At 73.6% G+C, this 19,807-nt stretch carries 19 protein-coding genes; 3 read left to right on the plus strand and 16 right to left on the minus strand.

Annotation, left to right across the window (positions count from 1 at the left end; all coding sequences use genetic code 11):
* Window positions 1–51: 51 nt before the first annotated feature.
* Together KBZ10_RS12450 and KBZ10_RS12455 are read right to left on the minus strand one after the other, a co-directional pair.
* Window positions 52–723, minus strand: a complete 672-nt coding sequence (locus KBZ10_RS12450) for a response regulator transcription factor (protein WP_210987649.1) — start codon at window positions 721–723, stop codon at window positions 52–54.
* A gap of 127 nt (window positions 724–850) precedes the next feature.
* Window positions 851–2,050 (minus strand): sensor histidine kinase, encoded by a 1,200-nt coding sequence (locus KBZ10_RS12455; RefSeq protein WP_210987650.1) that lies wholly within the window; start codon window positions 2,048–2,050, stop codon window positions 851–853.
* Between the two features lie 134 nt (window positions 2,051–2,184).
* Here KBZ10_RS12455 and KBZ10_RS12460 point away from each other — a divergent pair, with 134 nt between their 5' ends.
* Window positions 2,185–3,579 (plus strand): SAM-dependent methyltransferase, encoded by a 1,395-nt coding sequence (locus KBZ10_RS12460; protein WP_307847368.1) that lies wholly within the window; start codon window positions 2,185–2,187, stop codon window positions 3,577–3,579.
* Between the two features lie 76 nt (window positions 3,580–3,655).
* Here KBZ10_RS12460 and KBZ10_RS12465 read toward each other — a convergent pair whose 3' ends face one another.
* Window positions 3,656–5,056: a PH domain-containing protein gene (locus tag KBZ10_RS12465; protein WP_210987651.1), complete on the minus strand. Its 1,401-nt coding sequence runs from the start codon at window positions 5,054–5,056 to the stop codon at window positions 3,656–3,658.
* Window positions 5,053–5,673 carry a PH domain-containing protein gene (locus tag KBZ10_RS12470; protein ID WP_210987652.1) on the minus strand — a complete coding sequence of 207 codons (621 nt, stop codon included), beginning with the start codon at window positions 5,671–5,673 and terminating at the stop codon, window positions 5,053–5,055. Before KBZ10_RS12470 ends, KBZ10_RS12465 begins: the two co-directional genes overlap by 4 nt.
* A gap of 42 nt (window positions 5,674–5,715) precedes the next feature.
* Here KBZ10_RS12470 and KBZ10_RS12475 point away from each other — a divergent pair, with 42 nt between their 5' ends.
* Complete coding sequence (locus tag KBZ10_RS12475; protein ID WP_210987653.1) at window positions 5,716–6,858, plus strand: NADH-quinone oxidoreductase subunit D; 1,143 nt, start codon at window positions 5,716–5,718, stop codon at window positions 6,856–6,858.
* A gap of 118 nt (window positions 6,859–6,976) precedes the next feature.
* Here the strand turns inward: KBZ10_RS12475 and KBZ10_RS12480 are convergent, their stop codons facing one another.
* The 4 genes from KBZ10_RS12480 to KBZ10_RS12495 all read right to left on the minus strand — a co-directional run bounded on the left by KBZ10_RS12480 (window position 6,977) and on the right by KBZ10_RS12495 (window position 11,060).
* Window positions 6,977–8,323, minus strand: coding sequence for a hypothetical protein (locus tag KBZ10_RS12480; RefSeq protein ID WP_210987654.1), 1,347 nt, complete (start codon window positions 8,321–8,323; stop codon window positions 6,977–6,979).
* A 63-nt stretch (window positions 8,324–8,386) separates the two neighbouring features.
* Complete coding sequence (locus KBZ10_RS12485; protein ID WP_210987655.1) at window positions 8,387–9,358, minus strand: ABC transporter substrate-binding protein; 972 nt, start codon at window positions 9,356–9,358, stop codon at window positions 8,387–8,389.
* Between the two features lie 171 nt (window positions 9,359–9,529).
* On the minus strand, window positions 9,530–10,273 hold the full coding sequence (locus KBZ10_RS12490) for an ABC transporter permease (RefSeq protein ID WP_210987656.1): 744 nt from the start codon (window positions 10,271–10,273) through the stop codon (window positions 9,530–9,532).
* 4 nt (window positions 10,274–10,277) lie between these two features.
* A complete protein-coding gene (locus KBZ10_RS12495) occupies window positions 10,278–11,060 on the minus strand; it encodes an ABC transporter permease (protein WP_210987657.1) in 783 nt (260 codons plus the stop codon).
* A 247-nt stretch (window positions 11,061–11,307) separates the two neighbouring features.
* On the opposite strand from KBZ10_RS12495, the gene KBZ10_RS12500 reads away from it, so the two are divergent.
* On the plus strand, window positions 11,308–12,567 hold the full coding sequence (locus KBZ10_RS12500; protein ID WP_210987658.1) for an ABC transporter ATP-binding protein: 1,260 nt from the start codon (window positions 11,308–11,310) through the stop codon (window positions 12,565–12,567).
* Between the two features lie 146 nt (window positions 12,568–12,713).
* Here KBZ10_RS12500 and KBZ10_RS12505 read toward each other — a convergent pair whose 3' ends face one another.
* From KBZ10_RS12505 to hpt, 8 genes are all read right to left on the minus strand, one after another.
* Window positions 12,714–13,205, minus strand: coding sequence for a DUF3180 domain-containing protein (locus tag KBZ10_RS12505; RefSeq protein ID WP_210987659.1), 492 nt, complete (start codon window positions 13,203–13,205; stop codon window positions 12,714–12,716).
* An 81-nt stretch (window positions 13,206–13,286) separates the two neighbouring features.
* Window positions 13,287–13,880 (minus strand): 2-amino-4-hydroxy-6-hydroxymethyldihydropteridine diphosphokinase, encoded by a 594-nt coding sequence (folK, locus tag KBZ10_RS12510; protein ID WP_210987660.1) that lies wholly within the window; start codon window positions 13,878–13,880, stop codon window positions 13,287–13,289.
* A complete protein-coding gene (gene folB / locus KBZ10_RS12515; protein ID WP_210987661.1) occupies window positions 13,877–14,236 on the minus strand; it encodes a dihydroneopterin aldolase in 360 nt (119 codons plus the stop codon). Before folB ends, folK begins: the two co-directional genes overlap by 4 nt.
* Before the next feature lie 497 nt (window positions 14,237–14,733).
* Window positions 14,734–15,228, minus strand: coding sequence for a nuclear transport factor 2 family protein (locus KBZ10_RS12520; protein WP_210987662.1), 495 nt, complete (start codon window positions 15,226–15,228; stop codon window positions 14,734–14,736).
* Window positions 15,225–16,082: a dihydropteroate synthase gene (gene folP / locus KBZ10_RS12525; RefSeq protein WP_210987663.1), complete on the minus strand. Its 858-nt coding sequence runs from the start codon at window positions 16,080–16,082 to the stop codon at window positions 15,225–15,227. The genes KBZ10_RS12520 and folP overlap by 4 nt, the downstream gene beginning before the upstream one ends.
* 142 nt (window positions 16,083–16,224) lie before the next feature.
* The gene (gene folE, locus KBZ10_RS12530; protein WP_210987664.1) at window positions 16,225–16,830 is read right to left on the minus strand and encodes a GTP cyclohydrolase I FolE; all 606 of its coding nucleotides are present in this window, start codon (window positions 16,828–16,830) and stop codon (window positions 16,225–16,227) included.
* A 124-nt stretch (window positions 16,831–16,954) separates the two neighbouring features.
* Window positions 16,955–18,979 carry an ATP-dependent zinc metalloprotease FtsH gene (gene ftsH / locus KBZ10_RS12535; protein WP_210987665.1) on the minus strand — a complete coding sequence of 675 codons (2,025 nt, stop codon included), beginning with the start codon at window positions 18,977–18,979 and terminating at the stop codon, window positions 16,955–16,957.
* A gap of 225 nt (window positions 18,980–19,204) precedes the next feature.
* Window positions 19,205–19,744 (minus strand): hypoxanthine phosphoribosyltransferase, encoded by a 540-nt coding sequence (hpt, locus tag KBZ10_RS12540; RefSeq protein WP_210987790.1) that lies wholly within the window; start codon window positions 19,742–19,744, stop codon window positions 19,205–19,207.
* Window positions 19,745–19,807: the final 63 nt, after the last annotated feature.

Here is a 19,807-nt window from a genome sequence, read left to right on the forward strand (position 1 = left end):
GGCAGCCGCCGGGCCCCCGGCAGCGGCGGTTCGCCCGGCCGGTGCCGGCGGCTACGGCATGCCGCCCGCGCGGACCAGGCCGGTCTCGTAGGCCAGGACGACGACCTGGACCCGGTCGCGCAGCTCCAGCTTGGTGAGGATGCGGCCCACATGGGTCTTGACCGTGGCCTCCGAGAGGACCAGCCGGGCGGCGATCTCTCCGTTCGACATGCCCTGCGCCACCAGCAGCATCACCTCGCGCTCCCGCTCGGTGAGCCGTCCGATGCGGCCGGTGGCGGGGACGTCGGCGGGGCCCGGCAGCAGGGGTGTGAAGCGGTCGAGAAGCCGGCGGGTGGTGCTCGGGGCGACCACCGCGTCCCCGCTGTGCACGGCCCTGATGGCGGACAGCAGTTCGGCCGGCGGCACGTCCTTGAGCATGAAGCCGCTGGCGCCCGCCTTGAGCGCGGAGAAGGCGTACTCGTCGAGGTCGAAGGTCGTCAGGATCAGCACCTTGGGCGCGCCCTCCCGGGCGCAGATCCGCCGGGTGGCCTCGACGCCGTCGAGCCGGGGCATCCGGACGTCCATCAGGACGACGTCCGGGCCGGCCGGGCCGAGCACCTCCAGGGCCTCGGCTCCGTCACCGGCCTCGGCGACGACCTCCATGTCGGACTGCGCCGCCAGCACCATCCGGAAGCCGGTGCGCAGCAGCACCTGGTCGTCGACGAGCATCACGCGAATGGACATGTGTTCCCTTTCCGAGGGGCGGGTGAGGTGGTGCCGGGCGGGCGCCCGAGGAAGGTGCCCGGGACGCAGCTCGCGGACGGGGAGGGCGGCTGGAGAGGCGTGCCCGGACGGTCCCGGGGCGGCGGCCTCAGCCCGCCGGTTTCAGCGGCAGCACCGCGCTGATCCGGAAGCCGCCGCCCGGTCTGGGCCCGGCGTCCAGCCTGCCCCCGATCATGCCGACGCGTTCCCGCATGCCGATCAGGCCCTGGCCGAGCCCGTCCGAGCCGCCCGTCTCGTACAGCTGCCGCTGCGCGCCCCGGCCGTCGTCCTCGACCAGCAGTTCGAGCTCGCTGTCGCCGTAGGTGAGCCGTACGGACGCCCCGACGTCCGGGCCGCCGTGTTTGCGGGTGTTCGTCAGCGCCTCCTGGACGATCCGGTACGCGGTGAGCTCCACACCGCTCGCCAGCGGACGCGGCCTGCCGCCGACCCGGAAGTCGACCGGCAGCCCGGCGCCCCGCACCTGTTCGATGAGATCGCCGAGCTGCCGGACGTCCGGCTGCGGCACGTACTCCCCGCTCTCGTCGCTCTCCCCCGTGCGCAGCACGCCCAGCAGCCGGCGCATCTCCGCGAGTGCCTGGCGTCCGGTGCCGGAGATGGTCTCCAGCGCCTGCTTGGCCTGCTCCGGGTCGGAGTCCAGGACATAGGCCGCGCCGTCCGCCTGGACGACCATCACCGACACGTTGTGCGCCACCACGTCGTGCAACTCCCGTGCGATCCGGGAGCGTTCGGCGGCCACCGCCACCTTGGCCTGCGCCTCCCGCTCCTTCTCCAGCCGGGCGGCGCGCTCCTCCAGCTGGGCGTAGTAGGCGCGGCGGGTGCGGACCGAGTCGCCGAGCACCCAGGCGAGGGCGAACGGAACGGTCATGAAGATGACGACGACCACGAACGGACCCATGTCGGGGCCGTGCGGCGGCCAGCGGAAGTTGTAGATAGTGGGCGCCGCGAGCCCCGCGGCGAGAGCGAACCGGGAGGCCCAGCGCGCGCCGTTGGCGGCGACGGTGTAGACGATCACGAGCATGCCGAAGTCGGCCGGGTTCTGCCGGATGTCGGTGAGGAGCTGCACCACGCCCGCTCCCGCGGCGGTCAGCAGCATGAGCTCCGGCGCCCGGCGACGCAGGGCGACCACCGTGCACAGCGCGGCGATGACGAGGATCCCGGCGAACCGCCGCCCCGGATCGCCCGCCGTCTCCTCCGCGACCCACAGCCCCCCGAACATCAGCAGGACGGCAGCCCAGAAGCTGTCGACACCGGTCGGGTGCCTGCGGAGGAAGTCGTAGAGACGCTGCACGTGACCCAGCGTAGGGACAACCGGTAGGTGTAGGGGTCAACCGGACGGCCGATCCTCGGTTCCGGCGCCTACTCCCCAAGGTGGACACATCACCCATCCCCGGCGCCGCCCGCCGGTGCGCCTACCGTGGCCGGGTGACGAGTGAGGACGTGGCCGACGACGGCAGCGGGGACGGCGGGGACGGCGGACACCGCGCGCGCGGGGACGGTGCGGACGGTACGGACGGCGCGGTCCCCACGGCGGGAAGCCGCCGGGATTCCCGGGCCCTCCCCGGCCCACCCGGCCCGCAGGGCGCGGGAAGCGCGCGGGGATGGCGGGAAGCAGCCGAACAGGCGCTCTACGGACCGGGCGGCTTCTATCTGCGCGAGCGGCCCGCGAGCCACTTCCGCACCTCCGTCCACGTCTCGCCGCTCTACGCGGCCGCGGTGGCGGAGCTGCTGGCGCGGGTGGACCACGCACTGGGCCGGCCGGCGGAACTGGCGCTGGTGGATGTCGGCGCGGGGCGCGGCGAACTGCTCTCCGGGGTGCTCGCGGCCGTCCCCCCGGCCCTGGGTGCGCGGCTGCGTCCGTACGCGGTGGAGCGCGCCGCGCGCCCCGGCGGGCTCGACCCGCGCATCGTCTGGTACCGCGAACTCCCGGATCCGGCGGAGGGGTTGCGGGGACTGCTGTTCGCCAACGAGTGGCTGGACAACGTCCCGGTCGATGTGGCGGAGACGGACGCCCGGGGGACCCCCCGCCTGGTCCTCGTCGGCCCGGACGGGCGGGAGGAGCTCGGCGGACCGGTCGGCGGGCGGGACGCGGAGTGGCTGCGGCGGTGGTGGCCACCGGACTCCGTACCGGGCTCGCGCGCGGAGATCGGACACCCCAGGGACGCCGCCTGGGCCCGGGCCGTACGCGTGCTGGACCGCGGGCTGGCGGTGGCCGCCGACTACGCCCACACGCGGGCGTCCCGGCCGCCGCTGGGCACGCTCACGGGCTTCCGGAGCGGCCGCGAGGTGCCGCCCGTACCGGACGGTTCCTGCGACCTCACGGCCCATGTCGCCCTGGACGCCTGCGCGGAGGCCGGGCGGACGGCCGCCGCCGAGCGGGGCCCGCGAGGAGACGCACGGGCCGGAGCACCGGAGGGCGCGCGTGAGGGCGGGCGGGACCAGGTCTCCGGGCACCGGCTGGGAGCCGTCCCGGGCTCCGGGCGGGGCCCGGAACAGGGACAGGAACAGGGACAGGAACAGGGACAAGGACAAGGACAGGGACAGGGACGGGGCCCGGGACAGCCGTCCGGCGCTCCGGTGCTGCTGACCCAGCGGGAGGCGCTGCGGGCGCTGGGCCTCAGCGGCGGCAGGCCGCCCCTCTCCCTCGCGTCCCGGGATCCGGCCGCGTATGTGCGGGCGCTGGGCCGGGCCGGGGAGGCGGCCGAGCTGACCGACCCGTCCGGCCTGGGGGCGTTCGGCTGGCTGCTCCAGCCCGTCGGCACGGCCCTGCCCGCGGGCTTGGTGGCGGGAGCGGCGGAGCCGGGGACGGCGGCGGGGTGATGTCACCGGCTCCGGGGGTGTTCGTCGGAGCCGCTGATCCGGGGGCCCGGACACCGCCCCGCCGGGCCGGACGCCGTCAGCGGCTCGTCATCCAGCGGTCCGGCAGCGCCTCGCGGCGGCCCGTCCGGGAGCGGTCGGCCTGGGCCCCGATCACGGCCCGGGCCTCGGCGGCGTCGCGGAGCCGGGCCGTCACCGACTTGTTGGCGCCGGTGTCGACGGTGACATCGGCCAGCCCGCGCGCCCGCGTCCACGGCCCCTGGCGCAGCCGCACGCTCTGCACCTTCGCGTGCGGTACGAGCGACAGTGCACGGCTCACCAGCCCGTGCCGGGCCGCGAACACCGGTCCCCCGGCCGTGAATCCGTAGCCCCGCCACCACAGCGGCACACACCAGCGCGCCCGCCGCGGTGCCGGGCTCAGCGCGGCGGCCACCGCCCGGATGTCCACCCCCGGCAGCACGCGCGCGACCACCCTCCCGGCTGTGTCCCGGTCCGCCACGGGCAGCAGCACGGTGTTCTTCGAGCCGGCGACGTCCAGTTCGACCCGGACCCAGCCGCGCCGCCGCCACAGCAGCGGTTCGACGATCCGCACGGTCTGCACGCGCCCCGGTGGCACCGTCTCGTGCGCCCGGTCCAGCAGCCCGTGGTCGAGCCGGAGCCCGTCCGGCGACTCGCCCACCGTCCAGTCGTACTCGGTGATGTACCGGCCCGCGCTCGCCGCCCAGAACGCGCCCATCGACGGAATGGCCGCCGCCAGGGCCGGCCAGGGGCTGCCGCTGAGCGCCCAGACCGCCGCCGTGACCCCGGCCGCGGCGGCCAGGCCCGCCCAGACTCCCGCGAGCAGCAGGATCGCCACGGCGAGGGTCCGGGGGTGGACACGCGCCAGTTGCCGGGCGGGCGCCTCGCCGACGTCCCGCGCGGACTCCGGGGCGATACCCGCCGCGCGGGCCAGCAGCTCGGCCCGGAGCTCGCGGGCCTCCTTGTTGCTCAGGAACGCCAGTTCGTCCTTGGCGTCGGTGCCGAGGACGTCGAGCTTGAGCTTGGCGACGCCGATCACGCGGGCCAGCAGCGGCTGTGTGACGTCCACGGCCTGCAGCCGGTCCAGCCGGATGTGCGCGGTGCGCCGGAACAACAGGCCGGTACGGACGCGCAGTTCGGTGCCGGTGACCGCGAAGTGGGTGAACCACCAGCTGAGGAAGCCGTACGAGGCGGCGGCCGGGACGACGACCAGCAGGCCGAGGAGGGCATGGGTCAGGGTCAGCGCGCCGGCCCACTTCTGCGCCTGGTCGAGGTCGTGGACCACCCACCCGACGGCGATGGCGATCGGCGCCCAGGCCCGGCGCAGCGGGGTGACGGGGTGGAGCCGGCGCTCACCGGGCGCGGCGCGGCCGGGGGCGGGGGCGGGATCGGCGTCGGCTTCGGCGTCCGCGCCCGGCCCGGGGCCCGCGCCGGAGCCCGCGCCCGCGCCCGCGCCGGTCACAGTCCCGCCGATCGGGCCTGGCCGAGCTCGGTGAGCCGGTCGCGCAGCCGGGCGGCCTCCGACGGCAGGAGACCGGGGATACGGGCGTCGGTGGCGGCCGCAGCGGTGTGCAGCTGCACGCTCGCCAGCCCGAAGTGCCGTTCCAGCGGCCCCGAGGTGACCTCCACGAGCTGCATCCGCCCGTACGGCACCACCGTCAGCTCCCGCCACAGCACACCCCGGCTGATCAGCAGGTCGTCGGCCCGCTCGGCATAGCGCCAGGAGCGCCAGTTGCGTTCCAGCAGCCACCAGCCCCAGCCGCCGAGGAGCGCGGGCGGTACGGCGACGAGGGCCCAGCCGGGACCGGCGGTGAACCACAGCAGCGCACCGAGTCCGGCGGTCAGCACCGGCACCGTCGCCACGAGGACGAAGCGGCGCAGCCGCAGCAGTCCGCGCGGCAGCCCGGTCCAGTCGGCTTCGAGGCCGGCCCCCGTGCCGTCGCCGGTGCCGCCGCGCCCGGTGCCGCCGCCCGTGCCGGTGTCCTCACGCGCGTCACCCGGGCCGCCGGCGCTGCCGGCGCCGCCGCCCCCGGTCGCGCCCGCGTCCGTTCCCCGGCCCGTGCCCGTCCCCGTCTCCATGCCACCAGCGTAGGCGGACTCCGCAACTGCCAGACTGTTCCCATGACGGAGACGACAGTCGGGATCGGCGGCGCGGCGGAGAGCACGGACATGGTGCTCAACATCGGCCCGCAGCATCCGTCCACGCACGGCGTGCTGCGCCTGCGCATCGTGCTGGACGGGGAGCGCGTCCTCTCCGCCGAGCCGGTCGTCGGTTACATGCACCGGGGCGCGGAGAAACTGTTCGAGGCGCGTGACTACCGCCAGATCATCGTGCTCGCCAACCGGCACGACTGGCTCTCGGCGTTCTCGAACGAGCTGGGCGTGGTGCTCGCCGTCGAGCGCATGCTCGGCATGGAGGTGCCCGAGCGGGCCGTGTGGACGCGGACCCTGCTCGCCGAGCTGAACCGGGTCCTGAACCATCTGATGTTCCTCGGTTCCTACCCGCTCGAACTCGGCGGCATCACCCCGGTGTTCTACGCCTTCCGGGAGCGTGAGGACCTGCAGGCGGTCATGGAGGAGATCTCCGGCGGCCGGATGCACTACATGTTCAACCGGGTCGGCGGGCTCAAGGAGGACCTGCCCGCGGGCTGGACGGGCCGGGTCCGGCAGGCGGTGGCCTCCGTGCGGTCCCGGATGGGCGACTACGACAACCTGGTGCTCGGCAACGAGATCTTCCGCGGCCGCACCCGCGGCGTGGGGGTGCTGTCGCCCGAGGCGGTGCACGCCTACGGGATCAGCGGGCCCATCGCGCGCGCCTCCGGGGTCGACTTCGACCTGCGGCGTGACGAGCCGTACCTGGCCTACGGCGAGCTCGGCGACGTACTGAGGGTCGTCACCCGTGACGAGGGCGACTGCCTGGCCCGCTTCGAATGCCTGCTGGAGCAGACGCACGTCGCGCTGGACCTGGCCGACGCCTGCCTGGACCGGCTGGCCGCGCTGCCTGCCGGGCCGGTCAATCTGCGGCTGCCGAAGGTGCTGAAGGCCCCCGAGGGACACACCTACGCCTGGACGGAGAACCCCCTCGGGCTGAACGGCTACTACCTGGTGTCGAAGGGCGAGAAGACGCCGTACCGGCTGAAGCTGCGCTCGGCTTCGTTCAACAACATCCAGGCGCTGGCCGAACTGCTCCCGGGGACGCTGGTCGCCGACATGGTGGCGATCCTGGGGTCGCTCTTCTTCGTCGTGGGCGACATCGACAAATAGCCGGCCGGCGGCCACACGGCACCGCCGCCCCGACGGGCGCGTCGGAGCGGCGGTGCCGCCGGTGGCGGCGCGGGCGGCGCGGGCGGCGCGGGCGGCGCTCAGGAGGAGTGGGCGGCGCTCAGGAGGAGTGGGCGCGCAGTTCACGCAGGTTGAGCTGCTCCGTCTCGTCGTGCTCGGTGAGGTCGATGACCTCGTTCTGCGCCTGCTCCGGCTCCTCCGCCTCCGGACGGGCGGCGGCCCGGCCGGGCCGCCGCGGCGACGGCTGCCGCCGCTCGGACTGCTGCTTCTGCGAGAGCGGCTGCGGGCCGCGGCTCTTCCCGGGGCGCGGCTTGTCACGCGGCGTGTCACGCGACGCGTCCGAACGCTGCCCGTTCCGCTTGCTCTGCGGGGGCGTCTGCCGGGTCCGCTTCGCCGGCTGCGGGCGTCCGGACTGACCGGCCCGTGCGGACCGTTCGCCGTCCTGAGCCGGCTGCCCGGTCTCCCCGGCCCGGCCGGCCTGCTCGCCCGCCGGCTCGGCCTGCTCGCCCTCCCCGGCCGGCTCGGCCTGTCGCGCCTCGTGCTCGGCGAACGCCTCGGCGCCGATCACATCGGCCAGATCCTCCTCCGGCGCCGCGGCCGTCAGCTCCGGCCGCTGCCGCGCGGCCCGTTCGGACTGCGTACCGAAGAAGTCGAAACCGCCCTCGGTGCGCGGTGCGCTGCCGCGCCGGGGCTCGTACGGCACCACGGCGGAGGCGGCCGGCATCGTGTGCTGTTCGCGCGGCGCGGGAGTGCTGGGAGCGGCGGCCGTACGGTCACCGCCGTCGCTCCCGGCGGCCGCCGCGTGCTTTCCCCGGGGCTCGTCCGCCTCACTCCGGCCGGCCTGCTCGGCCTCCCGCCGGCGGGCAGCCAGGACCGTGCGCTCGGCCTGCTGGCGGGCGCCGTTGCGGGCGAGCCGCCGCAGCGCCTCCGAGGCCCGGAGGTAGGCCGCCGGGGTGGGGGTGCCGTCCCCGCCGAGGGCGGGCCTGGCCGGTCCGGCCTCGATCGCGAGCAGCCGGCGGCCCTCCAGAGCGCTGGCCCGTTCGGTCTCCGCGGTGGCGTAGCGGCGCAGCAGTCCGGCGTGCTCGTTGCGGAGCCGGGCCAGTTCGGTGCGCTTGGCCCGCAGCTTGGCCTCCAGTTCGGCGCGGAGTTCGCGGAACTCCTCGACGTCCGACTCCAGTTCGGCGATCCGCTCCTCGGCGCGCCACTCGTCGCGCGTGCGGGCCCGGTGGAGGTCGGCGACCTGCTTGCCGGCGGCCCGGTCCCAGGCGCGCATGAGCACCGCGCCGGTGACGGCGGCGGCCGCCGCGGCCACCACCAGCAGCCGCAGCGCCACCGGATCGTCGGTGAGCAGGGCGCCGACGGCACAGGCGGCCGAGACACCGATGACGGTCGACGGAGGCAGAAGCCGGTGCAGGGGTGGCGAATGGCGGTGGCGTCCACGTGGCATGGCCAGAAACTTACCGTGCGCCTGACGTAGATGGGACCACGGCGACAATCTGTTTTCCGCCGGTTACGTGTCAAGCAGGCCTTTGGACTTGAGGTAGTCGGCCGCCACATCCGCGGGCTTCTCCCGGTCCGCGTCGATCCGGCGATTGAGTTCGACGAGATCGCGGGTCGACAGGGTGTCGGTGAGCCGGCCGAGCGCGGTCTCGACGTCCTTGCCTCCGGCGTCCTCGGCGTTCACCACGGGAAGCACGTTATCGGCGTTCTGCAGCCCCTTGTCGTCGGCGAGGAGGACCAGACCGAATTCCTCCAGTGTGGCGTCGGTGGTGGTGGTCAGCACCATCTGGTCGGTGCCGTCCTTGACCGCCTGCTTGGCCTGCGGGGTGCCGACGCCCTTGGGATCGACGGCCGTGATGTCGATGCCGTACGTCTTCTCCAGTCCGGGCCGGCAGAAGGGGCGGATGTCGCACTCGTCGCCCGCGGCGAGCCGGACGGGCTTCCCGGAGGCGCCCAGATCGGAGAGCGTTTCAAGATCGTTTTCTTCGGCGAATTCCTTCGCGACGGCGAAGGCGTTCTGGTCCACGGCTTCACCCGCACGGAGTACCTTCAGACCGCGTGGTCCGGCGAGCTTCCTCAGCGCGGTGACGGTCTCGCCGACATCGGCCGAGGCGACGGGCTCGGCTTTCGCGCCGTTCTCCTTGGCGTTGAGGAATTCGGCGAGCGTGGCCGCGTATTCGGGCACGACATCGATCTCGCCCTTCTCCAGCGCCGGTTCGTACAACTCGCGGTTCTTGAGTGTCTTGACCGAGGTGTCGTACCCGGCATCCGCCAGCAGCGCCGCGTACAACTCGGCCATCAGCGCGGACTCCGTGAAGCCGGCCGAGCCGATCACGAGCGAGCCCTTGCCGGAGTCACCGGCGCCGCCGCCCTTCTCCTCCAGGCTCTCGCCCCCGCAGCCGGTCAGTCCCGCCGCCAGGACGGCGAGGCCGACGGCGGCGAGGACGCGGCGGCAGCGTGCGGAATGCGCGGTTCTGGTCATCGGGACACCTTCCGGTTCGTGAGGGGGTTCCAGGACGGGGACGCGGGGACACGGGGACGGGGACGCGGGGACGGGAATGCGGGACGGGGACGCGGGAGCGGGCGCACAGCCGGCCCGGGGCGGCGCGGACCGCCGTCACGGCGCGGGCCGCCGTCACCGCGCGGGCCGCCGTCACCGCGCCGCCCGGGGGCGGAACCGGGAGCCACCGGCACCGGACCGGCCGCCGCCCGCACCGGACCGGACCGCCCGGCCTCTCCGCCGGAGCGGGTCGAGCAGCCGCTGCACCAGCGCGAACAGCGCCTCGACCGTCAGCGCCAGCGCGGCCACCAGCAGCGCGCCGGCCACCACCTGCGGGGTGCTGTAGGTGTTGAACCCCGCCGTGATGATCCGTCCCAGTCCGCCGCCGCCCACCAGCCCGGCCAGGGTGGCCGTGGCGACGACCTGGATCGCCGCCGAGCGCACCCCCGTCGTGATCAGGGCGAAGGCCAGCGGCAGTTCCACCCGGACGAACACCTGGCCGCCGGACATCCCCATCCCCCGCGCGGCCTCCACGACGTCCCGGTCCGCCTCGCGCATCCCGACGTAGGCGTTGGTCAGCAGCGGCGGCACCGCGAACAGCACCAGCGCGAGCACCGTCGGCAGGTCCCCGTGACGCCCCAGCGGGGTGAGCGTGAGCAGCACCAGCACCGCGAACGTCGGCACCGCCCGCCCCGCGTTGGAGAGGTTGACCGCCAGCGCTCCGCCCCGCCCCCGGTGTCCCAGGTACAGGGCCACGGGCAGCGCGGCGGCACAGGCGAGCCCGAGACTCACCGCCGTCAGCCACAGATGCTCGGCGAGCCGCGCCCCCGCCCCCGTGTCACCGGCCCAATGGGCGGAGGTGGTCAGCCAGTTCCAGGCTTCCGCCAGTACACCCATGCGCTCAGCCCGCCTTCTTCGCGCCCGGGGCGGCGGAAGGACCGGAGGACGGAGCCGGGGGAGAAGACGCCGGAGAGGAGGACGGCGCGGCGCCCGGGCGGGCGGACACCCGGGCGGACCGTATGTGCCGGGTCCACGGCGTCAGCAGCCGCTGCGCACCGAGCAGCAGCAGGTCAGCCAGCACGGCCAGCACCACACAGATCACCGAGGCGGTCAGCACCTGCGCCTTGAAAAAGCTGTCCAGGCCCGCGTACAGCAGGTTGCCCAGACCGCCGTGGCCGACGATCGCCCCGACCGTCGTCAGCGACACGGCGGAGACCGCCGCGATCCGCAGTCCCGCCACCAGCGCGGGCAGCGCGAGCGGCAACTCCACCTCGAACAGCAGCCGCGCCGGGCCGTATCCCATCCCGCGCGCCGCCTCGCGGGTTCCGGCGGGGACGGCGTCGAGGCCGGCCAGGATGTTCCGCACCAGCACCGTCAGCGAGTACAGCGCGAGGCCCGTCACCACCACCGAGGCCGACAGCCCGAACACCGGCATCAGCAGGGCGAACATGGCGAGCGACGGAACCGTGTAGAGCACGGTCGTGAGCCCCAGCACCGGCCCGGCCAGCCCGCGCCACCGGCGGACCAGCAGCGCCAGCGGAAGAGCGGCCAGCAGACCGATCACCACCGAGGAGAGCGCGATCAGCACATGCTGGGCCGTGGCGTCCAGCAACTCCTGCGAGCGGGTGCGGAGATACTCCCCGCAGATCCATGCGTTCGCCGTCAGACAGTTCTGCCCGCTCACGACCCGTCCCCCCTCGCGGTGCGTTGCCAGCCGTTTCTCTCCGCGCTTCCTGCCCTCTGCCCGTCCCGTGCCGCCCGTGCGGCCTCCCGCCGTACGCTCTCCTCATGCTCGCCCTGCGGCGACCCTATCCCCCGGGTCGGACAACTCCCCGGGGGACGGCTTGCCGCGCCGGTATCGTGGAGCGCCGGACCCGGTCCGGGCACCACGGCCCGGCCGGGGAGCCGGAGCCGTCGTCCCGGGGGGACCGTTGATCCGCTTCGAGCAGGTGACCAAGCGCTATCCCGACGGCACGACCGCCGTCGACGACCTCTCGTTCGAGGTCGCGGAGGGTGAACTCGTCACCCTCGTCGGCCCGTCGGGCTGCGGCAAGACGACCACGATGAAGATGGTCAACCGGCTGATCGAGCCCACCTCCGGCCGGATCCTGCTGGACGGCGAGGACATCGCCGCGGCCGATCCCGTGCGGCTGCGCCGCCGCATCGGTTACGTCATCCAGCAGGTCGGCCTCTTCCCGCACCGCACCGTCCTCGACAACACCGCCACCGTGCCGCGCCTGCTCGGCCGGCCGCGGAAGGCGGTCCGCGAGCGCGCCGCCGAACTCCTGGACCTCGTCGGCCTGGACCCGGCCGTGTACGGCGGCCGCTATCCCGACCAGCTCTCGGGCGGGCAGCGGCAGCGCGTGGGCGTCGCCCGCGCGCTGGCCGCCGACCCGCCCGTGCTGCTGATGGACGAGCCGTTCGGGGCGGTCGACCCGGTGGTACGCGAGCGGCTGCAGAACGAGTTCCTGAAGCTCCAGTCGACGCTGCGGAAGACGGTCCTCTTCGTCACCCACGACCTGGAGGAGGCGGTCCGCCTCGGCGACCGCATCGCGGTCTACGGGCACGGGACGATCGAGCAGTTCGACGCCCCGGCCGCCGTGCTCGGCTCCCCCGCCACCCCGTACGTCGCCGGTTTCGTGGGCGCGGACCGCGGGCTGAAGCGGCTCTCGGTCACCCCCGTCGAACCCGGCGACCTGGAGCGGCCGCCGGTGGTCCGCCTCGACGACTCGCTCGGTGCGGCCGTGCGCCGGCTGACGGCGGAAGGGGCGCGCTGGGCGGTCGTCCTGGACGAGGCGGGGCGCCTCCACGGCTGGCTGCCGGCCGACACGGCCCGGGCCGGAGCCGCCGCCGGCGCTCCCCCCGGCCGGGGAACCGGCTCCGGGGCGGGGGCCGACACCGGGGCCGGGGCCGGAAGCGATAGGAGGAGTGCCGCCGGGACCCGCACCGACACCGTCCGGTACCACACCCGCCGGATGGAGGCGTGGCTTCCGGTCGGCTCCTCGCTCAAGCAGGCGTTCGCCACCATGCTCCAGCACGACGCCGGCTGGATCGCGGTGCTCGACGGCGACCATTTCCTGGGCGTCCTCACCCCGGCCCGCCTCCACGAGGCCCTGCGCCGTTCGATCGGCGCGGACGCGCACGCGCTCCCCCGCACCGAGGTCACCGTGGAGACCGTGCCCGACCGCTGACCCGGCCGGGGCGGCCGGCCCCGGGCACCGCCGGCAGGCACTCCCCGTCGTCCCGCGGCAGCGATGCGAGGACCGCCGGGGCCGGCGGCTCAGGCCGGGGCCGGCGGCTCAGGCCGGGGCCGGCGGCTCAGGCCGGGGCCGGCGGCTCAGGCCGGGGCCGTTCCCGGGCCGCCCTCGTCGTCCTCGTCCTCGGGGAGTCTGCAGACCCGTTCCAGCAGCAGCCCGGCCGCCACCACCGCCAGCCCCGCCAGGACCGAGAGTCCGGCGTAGAGGGCCTGGCCGCCGCGGCTGCCCCCGCCCAGCCCGTTCGCCAGCAGGAAGACCCCCACACCGCCGTACATCCCGGCGACCGGGGCGGCGACCAGCGCGCTGGCCTGGCCGAAGAGCACCGCCCGCGCGGCGACCATCGGATCGACGCCCTTCGCCCCCCGCTGCCGTTCCCGCTGGGCCTTCAGCCTGCTGCGCAGCGACAGCGCGGTGGCGGCGAGGACGGCGGCGATGGCCGCCAGGACCACGGGCGCGGCGAAGGGCACACCCGGCAGCGAACCGTAGGCGTCCCAGAGCCGGGCGACCGCCCAGGCGAGCACACCGGCGACGGCGAAGATCCCGCCCAGCACTCTGATCCGAAGTTGCCTCACCGAGTGCTCGCCTCGCTCTTCCTGGTGGACGGAACCCACCTCCGCACCACGGGTCACCGGAGGTGGACACGAGGGTAACGGCTATTCGGGCAGTCGGAGTTCCAGATCCGCGCGCCGCTCCACGCCCTGGCCGGGGATGTCCGCCAGCAGTTCCTCCACGGGGCCGTGACCGGGCACCTCCGCGGCCGGCTCGACGTCGTGCCACGGCGCCAGGACGAAGGCGCGCTGGTGAACCCGCGGATGCGGCAGCGTGAGCGCCGGGTCGTCCGAGATGACGTCCTGGTAGGCGACGATGTCGACATCCAGCGTCCGCGGGCCCCAGCGTTCGTCGCGCACCCGCTCGAAGGCCTCCTCGACGGCCTGCGCCCGCTCCAGCAGGGAGCCCGGCGGCAGCGTCGTCTTCACCAGCACCACGGCGTTGAAGTAGGAGGGCTGGGAGCCGGGGTCCACGCCCCAGGGCTCCGTCTCGTAGACCGGGGAGACCGCCTTGACCCGGACGCCGGGGGTGTCCTCCAGCGCGTCGACCGCGCCCTGCAGGGTTTCCAGGCGGTTGCCGAGATTGCTGCCGAGGGCGATCACGGCCCGTTTCGGATTGGAGAGCGTGGTGTCCGCCGCGTCCACCCAGTCGACCACCGAGGCGGGGACGGGCTGTACGGTCGGGTCGCTCGTGGTCATGGGCGGCTCCGGGTAATGGTGATGGTCACGTCGTCGAAGGGCACGGTGATCGGCGCGTCCGGCTTGTGGACGACCACCTCCACCTCGCGCACCGGCTCGTGCCGGAGGCAGCGCTCCGCGATCCGCTCGGCGAGCGTCTCGATCAGCTCGGCCGGCTCCCCCTGGATCTCGGCGACGACCTCCTCGGCCACGACGCCGTAGTGCACCGTCAGCGTGAGATCGTCGGCGGCCGCCGCGGGGCGGGTGTCCAGCCCCAGGACGAGGTCCACGACGAAGACCTGGCCCTTCTCCCGCTCCTCGGGGAAGACCCCGTGGTGTCCGCGCGCCCTGAGGCCGCGCAGCGCGACTCGGTCCACGACTGTCACTCCCGCTGTCGGTTACGGATGGACGGAACGCCGGGCGGAGCGTGCCGCAGGCGGCCCACGCGGCTCCCTCCCGATCCGGGACGGATACGCCACTGAGGGAAGAACCTACCGGCGGCCGCTGACAGCGCCCGTGTCCGGCCGTGCCCGCGTGTGCCGCGCGGCGCCGGCGGGCCGCGCCCGGCTTCCCGCCGCCGCACTCCGCCGGGGTCCGGGACCCACGCTCTCACTCCTTACCCGGCTGCGGCGCGGCTCGAACGGGTGAGCTGGAACACGCTCGGGCCACCCGCTGGTGCTGTGGCCGGGAAGGCTGCCGGGAAGCTCGCGGCGCCCGGTGCGGTGCATCGCACGGCGGAGCGTCGCCCGCGTACTTCGGAGTACCGGACGTCCGCGGGCGATGCGACAACGCGGCGTGGGGGCCGTCCCCGGCCGAAGGGCGGGGGCATGCCGCACCGGACGCCGCGAGCCGGCAAACCCTCCCGGTCACGGCACTAGAGGAGACCGGTGCCGCCCGCGCCGCCGGGCTCCTCGTCCTCGTCCGCCTCGCCGTCCTCACCGGCGGCGTCCGCCAGTACCGGCGAGCCGTGGTGTGCCCAGATGCGCCAGCCGTCCCCGGTGCGGCGGAAGACGTTGGTGGCCACGACGAGCTGGCCGACCAGCGGCCCCAGCTCGCCCTCCTCCTCGGCCGGCCCGCCGCTGAGGATGTTCTCGGTGCAGGTCACCAGCGCGGTGTCGCCCTCGATCTCCACTTCGACGTCGGTCAGGAAGAACTGGATGTACTCGGTGTTCGCCATGATCAGCGCATACGACCGCAGCACCTCGCCGCTGCCCCGCAGCACCGGCCACCCCGGGTGGACGCAGCTGACGTCACCGGGCAGCCACATCGCGGAGAGCGCCTCGAAGTCACCCTGCTCCATGGCCTCGTAGAGGGCCGTGTTGGCCTGCTCGACCTGCTCGTAGTCGGTGCTGCGGGCGGGGCGGCTCACCCCCCGGCCCCCTCGACGGCGCGCGCCACGCGCACCGCGTCGGCCGTGGCCCGCACCTCGTGGACCCGCACGGCCCAGGCGCCCTCCCGCGCGGAGATCGCGGAGACCGCCGCGGTGGCCGCGTCCCGCTCCCGGGCGGGTGGCGGGCTGCCGTCCGGGCCGGCCAGCACCTGGCCGAGGAAGCGTTTGCGGGAAGCCGCCACCAGCAGCGGCCGGCCCAGACCGTGGAGCTCCGGAAGGGCCGCGAGCAGAGCCAGATCGTGCTCGGCCCGCTTGGCGAAGCCCAGCCCGGGATCGATCACGATGCGCTCCGGCGCGACACCCCCGGCCACCACGGCGTCCATGCGCCGGCGCAGTTCGCCCACGACCTCGCGGACCACGTCGGAGTAGACGGCGCGGGCGTTCATGTCCTGGCTGAAACCCCGCCAGTGCATCACCACGAACGGCACCCCGGCCCCGGCCACCACCGGCACCATCGCCGGGTCGGCGAGGCCCCCGCTCACATCGTTGACCAGCACGGCACCGGCGGCCACCGCCCGCTCGGCCACCGAGGCCCGCATGGTGTCCACGCTGACGGTCACTCCCTCGGCCGCCAGTCCGCGCACCACCGGGACGACCCGGCGCAGCTCCTCCGCCTCGTCCACCCGGGAGGCCCCCGGACGCGTCGACTCACCGCCGACGTCGACCAGATCGGCGCCCTCGGCGACCAGTTCCAGACCGCGCTTGACTGCGTCGCCGGTGTCGAACCACCGGCCTCCGTCCGAGAAGGAATCGGGCGTGACGTTCACCACGCCCATCACCGCGCAGCGGTCCCACTCCGGCAGACCGGTCACCACGCCGCGCAAGCTCCTCATGCCCCCACCTTAGGCCCCGGAGGGCCCGTGCCCCGTCCGGGGCACCGCGCCCGGGGCGCGCTCCCGAAGGAATCCGGACGCCGGGCGCGCGCGGGAGCACCGGGCGCGGGCCGCGGTGCGGTCCCGGGGGTCCGGGGGGCGTTCAGCGCGCCAGGATCAGGCTCATCGCCTCGGCACGGGTGGTGGCGTCGCGGAGCTGGCCGCGGACGGCGGAGGTGGTGGTCTTCGCCCCGGGCTTGCGTATGCCGCGGACCGACATGCACATGTGCTCGGCCTCGATGACCACGATGGCACCGCGGGCCTCCAGGATCCGCATCAGCGAGTCGGCGATCTGGGTGGTGAGCCGCTCCTGCACCTGCGGCCGGCGGGCGAACACGTCCACCAGGCGAGCCAGCTTCGACAGTCCGGTGATCTTGCCGCTCTCGGCCGGGATGTAGCCGACGTGGGCCACGCCGTGGAAGGGCAGCAGGTGGTGCTCGCAGAGGCTGACGATCTCGATGTCCTTGACCAGCACCATCTCGTCGTGGCCGAGGTCGAACGTCGTGGTCAGGACGTCCTCCGGGTCCTGCCGCAGCCCGCCCAGGATCTCCCGGTAGGCGCGGGCGACGCGGGCCGGGGTCTCCAGCAGTCCCTCGCGGTCCGGGTCCTCGCCGACCGCGATGAGCAGCTCGCGGACGGCGTTCTCGGCCCGCTTCTCGTCGAACTCGCCGACGGCGCGCCCGCTGTTCAGCGTCACCGGGTCGGTCATGTGGTGCCTCGTTCCTGATACGTGCTGTACGGAATACGCGCTGTACGAACATCCGTACGATGAATGCCGCGCCTTCCCAGGGTAGAACCCGGGAGGGCGCGGCACTCATTCCGCGGCGGGAGGCTCAGCTCTCCGGACGGGTCTCCTCGGGCAGCTCGGCCTTCTCCGTGGAGATCTTGGAGGGGCCGGCCGACTGGGAGCCGTTGGCCATGGTGAGCTCCTTGGGGGAGAGCACCGGCGGCCGGGTGGAGGGCGTACGGCGGGAGGAGCCGGTCCACGCGGGGCGGGCCGGGCGCTTGACCACCGGGGCGAAGATCTCCGCGATCTCCTCCTTGTTCAGGGTCTCCTTCTCCAGCAGCCGGAGCACGAGGTTGTCCAGGACGTCCCGGTTCTCGACCAGGATCTCCCAGGCCTCGTTGTGCGCCGTCTCGATGAGCTTCTTGACCTCCTCGTCGACCAGCGCGGCGACCTCCTCGGAGTAGTCGCGCTGGTGGCCCATCTCACGGCCGACGAAGGGCTCGGAGTTGTCGCTGCCGAACTTGATCGCGCCCAGCCGCTCGGTCATGCCGTACTGCGTGACCATCGCGCGGGCCGTGGCGGTGGCCTTCTCGATGTCGTTCGCGGCACCCGTGGTCGGGTCGTGGAAGACGAGTTCCTCCGCCGCGCGGCCGCCCAGCATGTACGCGAGCTGGTCCAGCATCTCGTTGCGCGTGGTGGAGTACTTGTCCTCCTCCGGCAGCACCATGGTGTAACCGAGGGCCCGGCCTCTGGACAGGATCGTGATCTTGTGCACCGGATCGCTGTTCGGGGAGGCCGCCGCGACCAGGGCGTGCCCGCCCTCGTGGTACGCGGTGATCTTCTTTTCCTTGTCGCTCATGATCCGGGTCCGCTTCTGCGGTCCGGCCACGACACGGTCGATCGCCTCGTCCAGGAAGTGGTTGTTGATCAGCTTGGCGTCGCTGCGGGCGGTCAGCAGGGCGGCCTCGTTGAGGACGTTGCTGAGGTCGGCGCCGGTGAAGCCGGGGGTGCGGCGGGCGACCGCCTGCAGATCCACGTCGGGCGCCACCGGCTTGCCCTTCTGGTGCACCTTGAGGATCTCCAGCCGGCCCTGCATGTCGGGCCGGTCCACGGCGATCTGCCGGTCGAAGCGGCCCGGGCGGAGCAGCGCGGGGTCGAGGATGTCCGGCCGGTTGGTGGCGGCGATCAGGATGACGCCGCCCTTCACGTCGAAGCCGTCCATCTCGACGAGCAGCTGGTTGAGCGTCTGCTCCCGCTCGTCGTGGCCGCCGCCCATGCCGGCACCGCGGTGCCGGCCGACGGCGTCGATCTCGTCGACGAAGACGATCGCGGGGGCGTTCTGCTTGGCCTGCTCGAAGAGGTCGCGGACCCGGGAGGCACCGACACCGACGAACATCTCGACGAAGTCGGAGCCGGAGATCGAGTAGAACGGAACGCCCGCCTCGCCGGCCACGGCGCGCGCGAGCAGGGTCTTGCCGGTGCCGGGCGGGCCGTAGAGCAGCACGCCCTTGGGGATCTTGGCCCCGACGGCCTGGAACTTCGCCGGCTCCTGCAGGAACTCCTTGATCTCGTGGAGCTCCTCGACCGCCTCGTCGGCCCCCGCCACATCGGCGAAGGTCGTCTTCGGGGTGTCCTTGGTGATCAGCTTGGCCTTGGACTTCCCGAAGTTCATGACCCGGGAGCCGCCGCCCTGCATCTGGTTCATCAGGAACAGGAAGACCAGCACGATGAGGACGAAGGGGAGGAGCGAGAGCAGCACGCTGACGAAGGCGTTCTGCGACTGCGGGGAGACGGTGTACCCGTCGGGCAGCGTGCTCTTGTCCCCGTCGTTGACCCTCGCCTGGAGGTCCTTGGCGAGCTCGGTGCCCTGATCGCCGATGTAGCTCGCCTGCAGCTTGTCGCTGCCCTCGATCTCGACGTCGTCCTTGAGCTCGATCTTGATCTTGCTTTCGTCGCCGGTGGTGAGCTCGGCGGACTTGACCTTGTTGTCGGCGATCGCGTTGACGACCTGGCCGGTGTCCACCGTCTTGTAGCCGCCGGACGAACCGACGACCTGCATCAACACGACCACGGCGAGGACGGCCAGCACGATCCACATGACCGGCCCACGGAAGTAGCGCTTCACGTCCATCCATACGGGGCGCGGGCGCCCCGTCCCTCCTGCCACAGTGAGGCACGCCGGCTTCTCGGTGAGCCGGCCGTGCGTACGGTGAATTACTCGACCTGTTGAAGACTTGCCTTCGGACGGTACCTCAGCTTCCGCCCCGGGCGCTGCCCGGGCGGCGAATGACCACCGTCCGTACAAATCTCAACGCCGCGGCGGCGCCCGGCGTTCCCGCGGGCCGCCTCCGGCCGCTCAGCCGCCGTAGACGTGCGGCGCCAGTGTCCCGACGAAGGGGAGGTTGCGGTACTTCTCCGCGTAGTCGAGGCCGTAGCCGACGACGAATTCGTTGGGGATGTCGAAGCCGACGTACTTGACGTCGATGTCGACCTTGGCGGCCTCGGGCTTGCGCAGCAGCGTGCAGACGCCCAGCGAGGCCGGTCCGCGCGAGCTGAGGTTGGACAGCAGCCAGGAGAGGGTGAGGCCGGAGTCGATGATGTCCTCGACGATGAGGACGTCGCGGCCGGCGATGTCGGTGTCCAGATCCTTGAGGATCCGGACCACACCGGAGGACTTGGTGCCCGCCCCGTACGAGGAGACCGCCATCCAGTCCATGGTCACGGGGGTCGACAGCGCCCGGGCCAGGTCCGCCATCACCATCACCGCGCCCTTGAGCACTCCGACGATCAGCAGGTCCCGGCCCGCGTACTCGGCGTCGATCTCCGCGGCCAGCTCGGCCAGCTTGGTGTCGATCTGTTCCTTGGTGATGAGCACCGACTGAAGGTCGGTGCCCATGTCCTTGTCGTCCACCCGTGTCACTCTCGGTCGTTACGGCCCGGTCCCGGCAGCGCCCGCTCC

It is taken from the genome of Streptomyces sp. F63, from assembly GCF_018070345.1.
Classification (GTDB): domain Bacteria; phylum Actinomycetota; class Actinomycetes; order Streptomycetales; family Streptomycetaceae; genus Streptomyces.